General features: G+C 65.1%; 14 protein-coding genes. 9 read left to right on the top strand and 5 right to left on the bottom strand.

Features of this window, described 5'->3' with window-relative positions; translation table 11 throughout:
- Window positions 1-504, bottom strand: a complete 504-nt coding sequence (locus JVX90_RS04840; protein WP_205331301.1) for a DUF1003 domain-containing protein — start codon at window positions 502-504, stop codon at window positions 1-3.
- The gene (locus tag JVX90_RS04845) at window positions 501-1,781 is read right to left on the bottom strand and encodes a CBS domain-containing protein (protein WP_205331302.1); all 1,281 of its coding nucleotides are present in this window, start codon (window positions 1,779-1,781) and stop codon (window positions 501-503) included. The genes JVX90_RS04840 and JVX90_RS04845 overlap by 4 nt, the downstream gene beginning before the upstream one ends.
- Before the next feature lie 51 nt (window positions 1,782-1,832).
- Here JVX90_RS04845 and JVX90_RS04850 point away from each other — a divergent pair, with 51 nt between their 5' ends.
- The 6 genes from JVX90_RS04850 to JVX90_RS04875 all read left to right on the top strand — a co-directional run bounded on the left by JVX90_RS04850 (window position 1,833) and on the right by JVX90_RS04875 (window position 8,081).
- A complete protein-coding gene (locus JVX90_RS04850; protein WP_205331303.1) occupies window positions 1,833-2,315 on the top strand; it encodes a general stress protein in 483 nt (160 codons plus the stop codon).
- A gap of 212 nt (window positions 2,316-2,527) precedes the next feature.
- On the top strand, window positions 2,528-3,952 hold the full coding sequence (locus tag JVX90_RS04855; RefSeq protein ID WP_240194059.1) for an extracellular solute-binding protein: 1,425 nt from the start codon (window positions 2,528-2,530) through the stop codon (window positions 3,950-3,952).
- On the top strand, window positions 3,949-5,385 hold the full coding sequence (locus tag JVX90_RS04860) for an ABC transporter permease subunit (RefSeq protein WP_275889943.1): 1,437 nt from the start codon (window positions 3,949-3,951) through the stop codon (window positions 5,383-5,385). The genes JVX90_RS04855 and JVX90_RS04860 overlap by 4 nt, the downstream gene beginning before the upstream one ends.
- A gap of 7 nt (window positions 5,386-5,392) precedes the next feature.
- Window positions 5,393-6,223 carry a carbohydrate ABC transporter permease gene (locus tag JVX90_RS04865; RefSeq protein ID WP_205331304.1) on the top strand — a complete coding sequence of 277 codons (831 nt, stop codon included), beginning with the start codon at window positions 5,393-5,395 and terminating at the stop codon, window positions 6,221-6,223.
- A 3-nt stretch (window positions 6,224-6,226) separates the two neighbouring features.
- Window positions 6,227-7,441, top strand: coding sequence for a sn-glycerol-3-phosphate ABC transporter ATP-binding protein UgpC (gene ugpC / locus JVX90_RS04870; RefSeq protein WP_205331305.1), 1,215 nt, complete (start codon window positions 6,227-6,229; stop codon window positions 7,439-7,441).
- 49 nt (window positions 7,442-7,490) lie between these two features.
- Window positions 7,491-8,081 (top strand): suppressor of fused domain protein, encoded by a 591-nt coding sequence (locus tag JVX90_RS04875; protein ID WP_240194060.1) that lies wholly within the window; start codon window positions 7,491-7,493, stop codon window positions 8,079-8,081.
- A gap of 67 nt (window positions 8,082-8,148) precedes the next feature.
- Here JVX90_RS04875 and JVX90_RS04880 read toward each other — a convergent pair whose 3' ends face one another.
- Complete coding sequence (locus tag JVX90_RS04880) at window positions 8,149-9,264, bottom strand: magnesium and cobalt transport protein CorA (RefSeq protein WP_205332278.1); 1,116 nt, start codon at window positions 9,262-9,264, stop codon at window positions 8,149-8,151.
- A gap of 58 nt (window positions 9,265-9,322) precedes the next feature.
- Here JVX90_RS04880 and JVX90_RS04885 point away from each other — a divergent pair, with 58 nt between their 5' ends.
- Window positions 9,323-9,937 carry a MarC family protein gene (locus JVX90_RS04885; protein ID WP_275889944.1) on the top strand — a complete coding sequence of 205 codons (615 nt, stop codon included), beginning with the start codon at window positions 9,323-9,325 and terminating at the stop codon, window positions 9,935-9,937.
- Between the two features lie 22 nt (window positions 9,938-9,959).
- Complete coding sequence (locus JVX90_RS04890; RefSeq protein WP_205331306.1) at window positions 9,960-10,823, top strand: glycine betaine ABC transporter substrate-binding protein; 864 nt, start codon at window positions 9,960-9,962, stop codon at window positions 10,821-10,823.
- 3 nt (window positions 10,824-10,826) lie between these two features.
- Here JVX90_RS04890 and JVX90_RS04895 read toward each other — a convergent pair whose 3' ends face one another.
- Window positions 10,827-11,660, bottom strand: coding sequence for an SDR family NAD(P)-dependent oxidoreductase (locus tag JVX90_RS04895; RefSeq protein ID WP_205331307.1), 834 nt, complete (start codon window positions 11,658-11,660; stop codon window positions 10,827-10,829).
- Between the two features lie 31 nt (window positions 11,661-11,691).
- Window positions 11,692-13,209 (bottom strand): NAD(P)/FAD-dependent oxidoreductase, encoded by a 1,518-nt coding sequence (locus JVX90_RS04900; RefSeq protein ID WP_205331308.1) that lies wholly within the window; start codon window positions 13,207-13,209, stop codon window positions 11,692-11,694.
- A gap of 79 nt (window positions 13,210-13,288) precedes the next feature.
- Here JVX90_RS04900 and JVX90_RS04905 point away from each other — a divergent pair, with 79 nt between their 5' ends.
- Window positions 13,289-13,891 carry a TetR/AcrR family transcriptional regulator gene (locus JVX90_RS04905; protein WP_240194061.1) on the top strand — a complete coding sequence of 201 codons (603 nt, stop codon included), beginning with the start codon at window positions 13,289-13,291 and terminating at the stop codon, window positions 13,889-13,891.
- Window positions 13,892-13,965: the final 74 nt, after the last annotated feature.

Genomic DNA, 13,965 nt, shown 5'->3' on the forward strand with positions numbered 1-13,965 from the left:
CTAATCGCGCGAACGCTCAGCATCGTTCTGCATCTTCACGACGATGCGGTCCGCGATCTCGTCGACGAGGTCGTCGAGCTCTCGGCGCAGGTAGTCGCGTGTGACGGTGTCGCCGACCGCCAGCCGGACCGCGGCGAGTTCCCTGGCGAGGAACTCGGTGTCGTCCTTCGTCTGGGCGGCTCGTCTGCGGTCTTCGTCGAGCGAGATGCGGTCTCGGTTCTCCTGTCGGTTCTGGGCGAGAAGGATCAGCGGCGCCGCGTAGGCGGCCTGCGTCGAGAAAGCCAGGTTCAGCAGAATGAACGGGTAGGGATCCCATTCGAACGCGAATACGCCGATGTTCAGGAAGATCCAGACGATCACGATCACGGTCTGAATCAGCAGGTACCGACCGGTGCCGAGGAATCGCGCAACACGTTCGGCGTACACCCCGACGACATCGGAATCCAGATTGAAGTGGAACCGGCTGCGGGTCTCGGCCGGTGTGTCGATCTGACGAGGGCTCACTGGGCCTGCCCTTCCGGATCGTTGTCACGCCAGTCTGCGGGGAGCAGCGCGTCGAGGAGGTCGTCGACGGCGACCGCGCCCAACAGATGCGACGCGTCGTCGACCACGGGCGCCGACACCAGATTGTAAGTGGCGAAGAAGCGGGTCATCGTCTCCAAGGAGTCGCCTGGGTGCAGTCGGGGCATCTCGGTGTCGAGGATGCCGCCGATCAAATTCGCGGGTGGTTCGCGCAACAAGCGTTGCGTGTGGACACAGCCGAGGAACTTGCCGGTCGGAGTATTGGTCGGCGGTCGGACGACGAACACCATGCTGGCGGCCGCCGAATTGATGTCAGGGTCGCGGACGCGGGCCAGTGCCTCCGACACCGTCGCATTCGCCGTCAGGATCAGCGGCTCGGGGGTCATCACGCCACCGGCTGTGTCGGGGGAGTGTTGAAGGAGGCGGCGCACCGACTCGGACTCCTCGGGGTCCATCTGGGACAGCAGTGCCTCGGCCTCGGACACGGGTAGATCGGCGACGAGATCGGCCACGTCGTCGGGGTCCATGGCCTCGAGGACGTCGCCGGCGCGTTCGGGTTTGAGGCTGGCGAGGACCTCACTCTGATCGTCGGTCGACATCTCTTGCAGAACGTCGGCGAGGCGCTCGTTGTCCAGGGCCGCCGCGATCTCATTGCGTCGCTTGTCCGGGAGTTCGCGCAAGGCGTTCGCGACGTCGGCCGCGCGCATCTTCTCGAATTGGATGAGGGCGCGTTCCACGCCCTGACCGGGCCTGGCCAGTTCGAGGCGGGTCATGCCGACGATGTGCCGCCAGTCGATGACGGCCGTCTCGCCACGCCGCCGGAAACCTTTACGTGTGGAACGGACCGCCACGCGGGAGACCATCCAGTCGCGGTTGCGGTTCCGTTCGATCCCGATGTCGGTCACCGTGAGGTCCACGTCGTGCAGGTCGGGATGGTCCGGGTCGTCGGTCCGGACGCGGCTGTCGAGGACCTGCCCGACGGCCAGCGCCTCGTTCGGCCGCATGCTGAGTTTGCGGAGGTTCACGTGGCCCGTCGTCAGCGTCACAGCATCGGGCTCGATGCTCGTCACGCGCAGCATCGGAACGAAGATCCGACGGCGCGTCGTCAGTTCGACGGCCAGCCCGAGCGCCCGCGGCTGTTGGCCGGGTAGATGCATGGATATGACGACGTCGCGCACGCGGCCGATCGATTCACCATCCGGACCGAGGACTGCGAGGCCGACTAGTCTGGCAACGAAGACCTTCTGGGGGTGCGTCATGCACCTAAGCCTAGAAGGAACTGCGCACCAGCACAGTCGAGGAGGACTCACATGACCGGCCCGATGCGTCAGACGCCCGGATTGCCGACCCCACCGAAAGGTTGGCCGGTCGGTTCGTACGACACCTACGAACAGGCCCAGCGTGCTGTCGACTATCTCTCGGACAACGAGTTCCAGGTGGAGAACCTGACGATCGTCGGTGTGGATCTGATGCAGGTTGAGCGAGTCCTGGGACGTCTGACCTGGGGAAAGGTCGTCACCGGCGGGCTGGTGTCCGGTGCGTGGCTCGGTTTGTTCTTCGGTGCCTTGGTCGGCTTCTTCTCGCAGGGCGACAACGGTTGGACGCCGATCCTGTTCGGTGTGATCGCGGGCATGGTGTTCGGCCTGATCTCTGCGTCGATCCCGTACGCGGCGAGTCGTGGGCAGCGCGACTTCACCTCGACGATGCAGCTCGTGGCGGGCCGCTACGACGTCCTCTGCGACCCGAAGAAGGCCGAACAGGCGCGCGACATGCTGGCAAGGCTCGCGATCTAGGACACCACCCGGATGCTTACGACACGTCGACCGATGTGCGATGTGTCACTACCGCGTGCGATACCCTAAGGCGCACATCGGCTTTCAAAGCTGATTCTCAGGTGCGCGCACCTCGTGGTGTCACGAGGAGGTAGGAGGGTTTGCGGGACATGCGACCAGAGGAATCCTCCGGGGTCCGATTCGGTGGTCCACCACCGCGTCGTCGACGTCGGATGCGAACCAAGATGGGGGTCGCGTGTGTCGCGGCCGCCGCAGCGGTGACGCCGTTGCTCGCCGCGTGCGGCTCCGACTACGAAGCCGGCGTCATCAACATCTACGCTCCGGCCGACGGCTTCGACTTCATCAGTGAAGTGGCGGCCACGTGCAGCGCCGACTCGGGCGGCGAGTACCGCATCGAGCCGCACATGCTGCCAAAGGAAGCGGACATGCAGCGCCTCCAGCTGGCGCGACGACTCGCGGGCAACGACTCGGGAATCGACCTGATGGCGATGGACGTCGTGTGGACCGCAGAGTTCGCCGACGCGGGGTGGGCGGTTCCCGTGCCCGAGGAGATGACGGCCGACATCCGCGACAGCAACCTCGCCGGACCGCTCGCCACCGCGGAGTGGAAGGGTGAGTCTGATTCCGACAAGCGGCTGTATGCGCTTCCGATCTGGGCCAACACTCAACTTCTGTGGTTCCGGCCCGACGTCATGAAGGACACCTTCGGCGCCAAGCGGAAAGCCCCGACCACGTGGCAGGGCATGCTCGACGACGCGGCCGAGATCGGCGCGAACGGCGGACCGACCCAGATCCTTCTGCAGGCCAAGCAATACGAGGGTCTGATGGTGTGGTTCAACTCGCTGGTCCAGTCGGCCGGCGGACAGATCCTCGACCCGAACGACCCGACGAAGGTCACGCTCACCGACACTCCGGAGCACCGAGCCGCGACGGTCAAAGCGCTCACCACGATGCGTGACGTCGCCACCGCTAAGGGCTCCGACCCGTCGATCTCGAACTCGGACGAGGGCACGGCGCGCACCGGCATGGAGGCCGGCGACGGAGCCTTCGAGATCAACTGGCCGTTCGTCTTCGCAGGCATCCGCGAGAACGGAAGCAAGGGTGAGGCCAAGATCATGGGCGACACGATCACTCAGTTCGCCGACATCATCGCCGCGACCTCGGACGACCCGACCAAGCCGGACATCGAGAAGGTCAACAACGTCGTCCGCAAGCGGTTCGACTTCGCCGCGTTCCCGGGCATCGAGAAGGGGCTGACTGCTAAGGCCACACCCGGCGGTCTGAACATCGCCGTAGCGTCGACGTCGAAGCAGCAGGACCTCGCGTTCAAGGCTGCAGGCTGCCTGACTTCGGAGGACGCGCAGAAGATCTACGCCATCCGAGGCGGGACTCCGCCGACTCTGTCGTCCCTGTACGACGATCCGGACTTCAAGATCGCGTACCCGATGGGCGAACTGATCCGAAAGCAACTCGACGAGGGCGCCGCACCGCGTCCGGCGACGCCGCGCTACCAGGACATGTCGACCGCCATTACCGCGACTCTCAGCCCGGTGGGCCAGTGGGATCCCGAGAGCAAGGCCGATGAGCTGGCGAAGGTCGCTCAGACCGCCATCGACGGAGAGGGGATCGTCCCGTGACCGACGACGACAACACTCACGGCCAGAACGCGGGCGGTCTGACACCGCACGGTGACGGCCCGGACATGACGCCGGGTCGTCATGCCAGGCCCGAGGACCGCGTTCCGGAGCGACCAGTCGAACAGACCGGTCCCATTCCCACAGTTCACTCAGACGAGTGGGTTGCACCCGGGGAACCACCGGTGGAATCGGCCCAGACGCACACCGTCACTCCGACTCCGCGAGAGCCCTCGAGCGATGCTTTGCCCCCGATGGAGGTTCGGCAGTCGCCTGACTCCTTCGGGTACACACCCGCATCGCGGGAACCGCAGTCGACGCCCGAACCCGACTCCGGCACCCTGGCTCCGGAGCCCCGTCCGAGCGAGCCCCTGCTGAAGACAGAGACGCCGGCGCCCGCGCTCGAGAGGCCCGCGGCCTTCGCGCCGGCACCCGAGCGGCACCGCGCTCCGGTGCCTGCAGGGGGATCGATGTCGATGTCGGACATCCTCGACGAGCATCCCGGCCCGTCGGCGCCGGTCGCCACGGCCACGGCGACCAAGGTCAAGACCAAAGCGACTGGTCGTCGTTCGTCAGAGCGTCGCCTCGCGCTGATCCTCGCCGGACCGGCCGCGCTGGTCATGCTGATCGTGACCGGATACCCGATCGTCTACTCGTTCTGGCTGTCGTTGACGTCGGCGAACCTGCGTGAGCCCGGCAACGAGAAGTTCGTCGGTCTCGACAACTACTCGACTGTCCTGAGCAGCAACTACTGGTGGACCGCACTCTGGGTGACGCTCTACATCACGGTCATCTCAGTGATCATCGAGTTTGTCCTCGGCATGGCGATCGCCCTGGTGATGCACCGCGCGATGTTCGGCAGGGGACTGGTCCGTACCGTGGTCCTGGTTCCGTACGGCATCGTCACCGTGGCCGCCGCGATCTCGTGGAAGTACGCGTGGACGCCCGGCACGGGCTACCTCGTGAACTTGCTGCCGGACGGATCGACTCCGCTCACCGAGCAGTGGTCGGCGCTGTCGGTGATCATCCTCGCCGAAGTATGGAAGACGACGCCGTTCATGGCGCTGCTGCTCCTCGCGGGTCTGGCGCTGGTGCCCGACGACCTGCTCAAGGCCGCACAGATGGACGGTGCCGGCCCGTGGACCAGGCTGATCAAGGTGATCCTGCCTCTGATGAAGCCCGCGATCCTGGTGGCGCTGTTGTTCCGCACGCTCGACGCGTTCCGCGTGTTCGACAACATATACGTGCTGACGTCGGGCAATCACGAGACCGGTTCGGTGTCGATGCTCGGCTACAACAACTTGTTCAAAGCGTTCAATCTCGGCATCGGGTCGGCGATCAGCGTGCTGATCTTCCTGTGCGTCGCACTGATCGCTGTTGTGTTCATCAAGGGGTTCGGCGCTTCGGCCCCGGGTTCCGACGACGAGGGGAGGTAGCGCGAGTATGAATGCTCTCAATCGTCGCCGCGCCGGATGGGTGATCGCGAACACGCTGGTCGTGTTGTATGCGGTGATTCCGCTGTGGTGGATCGTCAGTCTGTCGTTCAAGAGCACGGGAACCGTCACCGACGGCAACTTCATCCCGACATCGTGGACGCTCGACAACTACCGCAACATCTTCGACACAAGCTTCTTCACGTCGAGTCTCATCAACTCGATCGGCATCGGCCTCATCGCGACACTGATCGCCGTCATCCTCGGCACGATGGCCGCCTACGCCATCGCACGCCTGGAGTTCCCCGGCAAGAAGGTGCTCGTCGGGGCCGCACTGCTGATCGCGATGTTCCCGCAGATCTCGCTGGTGACGCCGCTGTTCAACATTGAGCGTCGTCTCGGCCTGTTCGACACGTGGCCGGGCCTGATCCTGCCGTACGTCGCGTTTGCACTGCCTCTGGCGATCTACATTCTGTCCGCGTTCTTCCGGGAGATCCCGTGGGAACTGGAGAAGGCCGCTCAGATGGACGGTGCGACGCCGGCCCAAGCGTTCCGTCGGGTGATCCTGCCCCTCGCGACGCCCGGTGTCGTGACCGCCGCAATCCTCGTGTTCGTGTTCGCCTGGAACGACCTTCTCCTGGCACTGTCGTTGACGTCGACCGAACGGGCCCAGACCGCGCCGGTCGCGATCGCCAACTTCACCGGTGTCAGTCAGTTCGAAGAACCGACTGGCGCCATCGCGGCCGCGGCCGTTGTCATCACCATTCCGATCATCATCTTCGTGCTCTTCTTCCAACGCCGTATCGTGGCCGGCCTCACCTCCGGCGCCGTGAAGGGATAACCCATGGCCGACATCGTTCTGGACAACGTTTCCAAGCAGTACCCGGACGGCTCGACTGCCGTGCACGGCATCGACCTGCACATCGCCGACGGGGAGTTCATCATTCTCGTGGGACCGTCGGGCTGCGGAAAGTCGACGACCCTCAACATGATCGCCGGTCTCGAAGACATCACCGGTGGTGAACTCCGCATCGGCGGGCAGCGGATGAACGAGACCGCTCCCAAAGACCGCGACATCGCGATGGTGTTTCAGAGCTACGCGCTGTACCCGCACCTCACGGTGCGCGGCAACATCGCGTTCCCGCTCACCCTGGCGAAGGCGCCGAAGGATGAGATCGAGGCGAAGGTCAACGAGGCGGCACGCATCCTCGATCTCACCGAGTTCCTCGACAAGAAGCCGGGCAACCTGTCCGGCGGTCAGCGGCAGCGCGTCGCGATGGGCCGTGCGATAGTGCGATCGCCGAAGGCGTTCCTCATGGACGAGCCGCTGTCGAACCTGGACGCGAAGCTGCGCGTGCAGATGCGTACGGAGATCGCGACCCTGCAGGCGCGACTAGGCACCACCACCGTTTACGTGACGCACGATCAGACGGAGGCGATGACTCTCGGCGACCGTGTCGTCGTCATGCGGGCCGGCTACGTCCAGCAGGTCGGCTCGCCGCAGGAACTGTACGACAGCCCGGTCAATCTGTTCGTCGCAGGCTTCATCGGCTCGCCCGCGATGAACTTCATTCCCGGGCGGCTCACCGCGACCGGCGTCGACACTCCCATCGGGCACATCGAGTTTCCCGATCACCAGGAGATCACCGGGCGCGCCCGCGGCGTGAACAGCAGCGGTGACGTCCTCCTCGGAATCCGGCCCGAACACCTCGTGGACGCGGCGCTGACGCACCCCGCCGAGCTGCAACAGTTCCTCACGTTCGGCATCGACGTCGATCTGGTCGAGTCGATGGGCTCGGACAAGTACGTCTACTTCGGCCTCACCGCACCCGACGCAGCCAACGCGGTACTGACGAAGCTCGCCGAGGATCTGGGATCGACAACGGCGGGCGGCCAGAAGGTCGCGCGCCTCACGCCCTACACACAAGCTCGTCGCGGGGGCAACCTCACGTTGGCGTTGAACCCGCAGCGTCTACACGTGTTCGACACTGCGAGCGGCGTGGCGTTGCGAGGCGGTCAACCTGAGGGTCGTCCGGTCGTCTACGCCGACCACGCGTAGGGCTCGGCCTTCCGGTTTGCACTCACCCCACCCGTGATTCACTGGTGGGGTGAGTTCTTCTTCGGGGTCGGTCGCCGACCGGGTGGTGGCGCACGTGTCCAGCAGCGTCGGTTCAGAACCGCAACGGGCGTCGGTCACGTTCCTGGGCGTCGAGCCGATCGACGTCCTCCGGTTCGTCGACGGCGACGACCTCGTTTTTGTGACCGTCGGCTGTTCGCGCCACCCGATGCACGATCCGAACGACTTCGCTCCTGATCCGGTCCGCGGACCGAGGGCAGAGGCGATCGTCCGAATGAACGCGGTGTCGCCGCTCCCAGGCTTACACAAGTCTCTCGCCATGCTCGCGGCGGCGCCTGCCGTCGAGGGCCTGATCTTGGCGGAGGATTCGCTCGTCGACTTGCAGGAACCATTGTGGGCGGGAGCGATCTGCTCAGCATTTCTGCTGACTTCTGACGGTGCGGTCGCCGACCTCCCGCTCGACGATCCGGCCGAACCGGTTCACTTCCTGCGCGCGGTCCCGATCACGGCGAACGAGGCTGCATGGGTTCGTCTCAAGGGCGCCGATGCGCTCCGCGACGCGTGGGCCGAAGCCGGGGTCGACATCGCCGACCCCACCCGCTCCGCCGTCGCCCCCTCCTGACACGCGCCGTGGCCGACTCGGGTCGTCATAACCGGAGAGCAGTCGTGTAGGACTGGCGCAGCGTGGGTCAGAGCCAGTGGCTCTTTCGGAGGAGTCGCCAGACGAAGATGCAGACCGTGACGATGAACAGCAGGACGATCGGGTAGCTGTACTCCCAGTGCAATTCAGGCATGAAGTCGAAGTTCATGCCGTAGATGCCTGCGACGGCGGTGGGGACCGCGGCGATCGCAGCCCACGACGAGATCTTGCGCATGTCGCTGTTCTGCTGGATGCCGACCTTCGTGGCGGCAGCGTTGAGCAGCGTGGTGAGACGCTCGTCGTACTCGGCGATCAGGTCGGTCGCGGTGGTGAGGTGATCGGCAACGTCGCGGAAATGACGTCGGATCTCCTTCTCGTCCGATGACAGGTTGTTCTGCTCGAACCGGATCGGGGAGACGTCGAGAGTGTCCTTGTGCCCGGACAGCCTCGCCATCGGAATCCCCAATGGGAACACCGCGCGACGGAGCTCGAGGACCTCGCGCTTGAACAAGTAGACGACGTTGATGTCCAGATTGTTGGCCGACGACGAGAACACCCGCTCCTCGATCTCGTCGACGTCCGACTCCATCTCCGAGGCGACCGCGAGGTAACTGTCGACCACCCGGTCGGCCACAGCGTGGACGACGGCGGCCGGCCCGAGCTTCAGATGGTCCGGCTGGTGCTCGAGGCGCTGACGGACACCGGTGAGATGAGTGTGATCGCCGTGGCGGACAGTGATGACGAAGTCTCGGCTCGCGAGCACCATGATCTCGCCGGACTCGACGATGTCGTTCGCGACCTCGATGGACTCGTGCTCCACGTAGCTGATCGAGCGCAACACCAAGAAGACAGTGTCGTCATACAACTCGAGCTTGGGGCGCTGATGTGCGTGAACGGCGTCCTCAACCATGAGCGGATGCAGTCCGAACGCTTCGGCGACGTCGTTCATCTGGCGCTCGTCCGGCTCGTGTAGACCGAGCCACACGAACCCCTTTCCAGCCTCGCGCACCACAGACAGGGCGCGACGGAAATCTTGCGAACAGTCCTGCCGAACACCGTCGACGTAGACGCCGCAGTCGACGACGGCGCGCGCAGCCGGGACCGGTGGCGTCACCGGCCCAGGTCGTCCCGGACCCCGACTACCGGGCTGCAACATGCGAGGCATCGAAGGCACTCGGGTGATGATACCGACGCGAGGTGCTCTTCGCCCTTACACTCAGTCAGTGTTCGATGTCTCTGTTTACACCGCTACGGCGATCACTCTGATCGTCATCATGGACCCGCCGGGTCAAGTCCCCGTGTTTCTGTCGTTGGTCGGCAGGCGCGACGAGGCGTATCGACGGCGGGCCGCGTGGCAGGCGCCGCTGGTATCGCTGTTTGTGGTTTCGGTGTTCGCCATCGGCGGCAAGGCGATCCTGGGCTATCTCCACATCGGGATCCCCGCGCTGCAGGGAGCTGGCGGCCTGCTTCTGCTGCTCGTCGCGCTTCAGTTGCTCACCGGCACCGGGGAACCACCGACGGGGAAGGCGACCGAGGACGTCAACGTTGCGATCGTTCCCTTGGGGACTCCACTGCTCGCAGGTCCGGGCACCATCGCGGCCGTGATCGTGGCGGTGAGTCAGGCGAACGGTGAGGGCAGTGCGTACCTCGCGATCGCCGCAGCGATCGTCACCGCGCATGCTGTGGTGTGCCTGGCGTTGCTCTACTCGACGACGGTGGTCCGAGTCCTCAAGATCAGCGGCATCACGCTGCTCGCGAAGATCGCAGGTCTCCTGCTTGCGGCCATCGCGGTTCAACTGATCGCGACGTCGGTGATCGGCTTCGCCGCCACCGCGTGAGCGTCGACTAACGTTGGCTGCGATGCGCACTCAACGACGAATCCTGACGGCTCTCCTCTCGAGCGTTCTTGCGGCAGTCCTGCTGACCGCGTGCTCCGATGACGAGACCACGGTTATCGTCGGGCACGACGGAACTCCGGAGATGCAGGTCGCGGCAGCGGTGTATGCGGGCGCACTCGCGCGCACCGGAGTCGCGGTGGACACCCGCGACGGAGGAGAGTCGCAGCCTCGGCTCCTCGACGCAGTCGCCTCGGGCGACCTCGGGCTGTTCCCCGCGTTCACCGGCAGCCTGCTGGAGGAATTGACTCCGAAGCCGTCCGCCGTGACGTCGGAGGACGTGCTCGCCGACGTGAACCGATCACTTCCGCAGCAGGTGTCCATCGGCGACCCTGCGTTGGTCAGCAACCGTTGGCAGGTGCTCGCACGCACCGACGAGATCGAGCGACGGGGAGTGAAAGATCTTGCCGATTGTGGTCGCTTCGGCCGTGACGACGCGGCACTGGTGGTGACGACCAACCCACCGGTCTCGGTTCGGGAGGCGGTCGCGCCTTGCCGCACTAGGGCGGTGACTTCGGTCGGCTCCGCAGACGAACTGGTAGCCGAGGTGCGGACGGGTGGCGCGTTCGGTCTGACGACGGCCATCGACCTCGCCACCGTCGAGGACCTCGCCGACGTCCAGGCGATCCCCTCGAAGGGCACCCCGATCGCACAGGATCTCGTGCCGGTGTTCGCTAGTGGTCTCCTGGGGAAGTCACAGCTCAAAGCACTGAGCAGAGTGGCCGGTGAACTGACGACTGCGGACCTCGCGCAGATGGTGCGCGAGGTCCGCAGTGGATCGTCTCCGCGTGCGGCCGCCGGGCAGTGGTTGGCGACGCACAGCGTGTGATTCCTACTTGCTGAGCTTGGCCAGGCCCCAGCCGGTGATCCGAGCGCTGATGCCCTGGTACTTCGAGGCGACCAGTCGAACACTGAGGTCGAGGATTTTGGCATCGGCGCCGACGAGCACACGGGCCTGATTGCGTTCGACACCCTTGATGATGACCGCCGCGGCCTTCTCCGACGTCATGCGGGCGAGGTACTTGTCGAACAGTTCCGCGGTGGCCTTCTGATCGTGGTCGCCCGACGTGGTCGCGTTCCGGGCGATCGCCGTCTTGATGCCACCCGGATGCACACAGGTCACCTTGACCGGGTGCTTCGCGATGATCATCTCCTGATTGAGCGCCTCGGTGAAACCGCGAACGGCGAACTTCGCCGAGTTGTAGGCCGCCTGACCGGGCTCGGACAGCAGACCGAACAACGACGACGTGTTGACGATGTGACCGTCGCCCGACGCGATGATGTACGGCAGGAACGCCTTGGTGCCGTTGACGACGCCCCAGTAGTCGATGTCCATGACACGCTCGATGTCTTTGAACTCCGTGTGCTCAACCTCGCCGTGGTGCGCGATGCCTGCGTTGTTGAAGATGACGTTCACGGTGCCGAAGTGCGCCGCGACGGTGTCGGCGTAGGTCAGCACAGCTTCGCGCTCGGCGACGTTGAGGAGCTGCGCGTGCACCTCGGCGCCAGCGTCTTTGACGAGGCGTTCGGTCTCGGCGAGACCGGCCGGGTCGACGTCGGAGATGGCGATCTTGGCGCCGCGCTTGGCGAGCTGCACGGCCAGGTCACGGCCCATGCCCGATCCTGCGCCGGTGATGACGATGACCTTGTTGCGGAAGTCTTTCACTGATGTCTCGATTCGAGTCGTAGTAAACAGGTCAGGCGCCGGTCGCGGCGGCCTCAGTGGTCTCGACGCGCGGAGCCGACGTCACGTCGTAGGCGGCGATGTCGAACTCGCGGGTCTTGTTGCGGAAGGTGAACGTGAAGCCCGGCCACAGGGAAGTGACGTTGCCGTTGACGTCCTTGTACCAGGATGCGCAGCCGCCGTTGACCCAGACGCTTGTGCGCATGGTCTTCTGCAGGTCGGCGTTGTACCGGTCCTGAGCTTCCTTCTTCACGTCGGTGCGGATGACACCCGCGGCCGTCGTCTTGCGGACATAGTCGACGAGGTAGTTGAGCTGCGACTCGATCATGTAGACCATCGAGGTGTGACCGAGGCCGGTCGACGGTCCGACCAACAGCATCAGGTTGGGGAAGCCGTGCACGAACGACCCCTTGTATCCCTGCATGCCGTCCTTCTCCCAGACCTCCGCGAGGCTCTTGCCGCCGACACCGCGAATGGTGGCGAAAGCGGGGGAGTCGGTGACGTGGAATCCGGTGGCGACCACGATCACGTCGACGTCGCGAGCGGTTCCGTCCTTCGTGACGATGCCCGTCTTGGTGACCTTGTCGATCCCGTCGGTGACGAGGCTGACGTTCGGACGGTCGAGCGTCGGGTACCAGTCGTTCGACTTGAGGATGCGCTTGCAGCCGACCGCGAACTTCGGCGTGACGGCCTCGCGGAGCTTCGGATCGCGGATGCCGCGGAAGATGTTGCCCTTGCAGATCAGTTCGACGGGCTTGAGGGCCTTCGGCGCCCACGTCATACCGGCGGCGACGGTCTCGCTCGCGGTGTAGATGGTGCCGCGGATCGCCGCCTGCAGGCCGGGAACGTTCTTGAACGCCCAGTTCTCGACGGGCAGGTAGGGGCGTTCGTTGCGGGGGATGATCCACGGCGCGGTGCGCTGGTACACGTCGAGCTGGCCCGCGATCTTGCCGAGCTGGGGGACCACCTGGATGGCCGACGCGCCGGTGCCGATGACGGCGATGCGCTTACCTGCGAAGTCGTAGTCCTCGTCCCACTGCGCGGTGTGGACGATCTTGCCGCCGAAGCCCTTGAGTCCGTCGATGTCGGGGAGGTTGGGCTCGCAGAGCGGGCCGATGCCGCCGACCATGGTGCGTGCCCGGACGGTGATCTTCTTGCCGTCGCGCTTGCCCTGGATGATCCAGCGTGCTTCGTCCTCATTCCAGTCGGCACCGGTCACGTCGGTGCCGAACCAGGTCTTGTCGGCGATCTTGTGCTCGTCGGCGACCGCGTTGATGTAGCGGTGGATCTCGGGCTGGTGCGAGTACGACCGCGACCAGCCGGGGTTCTGGGCGAACGAGTACGAGTACAGGTGCGACGGGACGTCACACGCGGCGCCGGGGTACACGTTGTCGCGCCAGGTGCCGCCGAAGTCGTTGCCGCGGTCGAGGACCACGTAGTCGTCGGAGCCTGCCTGCGCGAGCTTGATCGCCGCACCGAGGCCGGAGAAGCCCGCACCGACGATCGCGATCTCTACATCATGCGTTGTCATGGTCACCACCCTAAAGTGGTGTTGAATCGGAGTCAATAGCTAATTGAATCTTGGTCAACAGTCGCCTAGGGTCGAGGGCATGACCGCATCGAGAACACGCATGAGCCCGGAGGCCCGGCGTCGTCAGTTCATCGATCTCGGTGTTCAGATGGCCCGCGAGCAACCGTTGGACACGGTGACGATCGAGGCCGTGGCCGATGCGGCCGGCGTGTCGAAAGGCCTGCTCTTCCACTACTTCGAATCGAAGGCAGACTTCCATCTCGCTGTCGTCCGCGAGCAGGCGCAGGAGATGATCGACCGAACCGCGCCGCGCGAAGACCTGACCGATCCGATCGAGATGCTCCAAGCGTCGGTCACGGCGTACGTCGACTACGTCACCGACATCGGCCAGGGGTTCATCGGAGTCATCCGCGGGTCAGGCAACTCGATAGCCGGCATCCGCGACGTCGCCGAGAGCACTCGTCAGGTGATGTCCGAGAGGATTCTGACCCACACGCCCGCACTCGGCATCGAGCGGACGCCGGCGATCGAACTCGCCGTCGCAGGGTGGATCGCCTACGTCGAAGAGATGCTCGTCCGCTGGCTGGCAGATCCGGTCGTCGACCGCGAGACACTGGTCGCGATGTTCGTAACCGCACTCCCGGCTCTCGCCGGCATCTCGGACGCCTTGACCGACGCCTGATTCGGGCCGCGGCGGCGCGCTCGACCCGACTTCGATCAAAGAGGCTGGGACAGGGAGACCAACGGGCTTCCGCT

Origin of the sequence: Gordonia sp. PDNC005 (genome assembly GCF_016919385.1) — a bacterium.
Lineage (GTDB): Bacteria > Actinomycetota > Actinomycetes > Mycobacteriales > Mycobacteriaceae > Gordonia.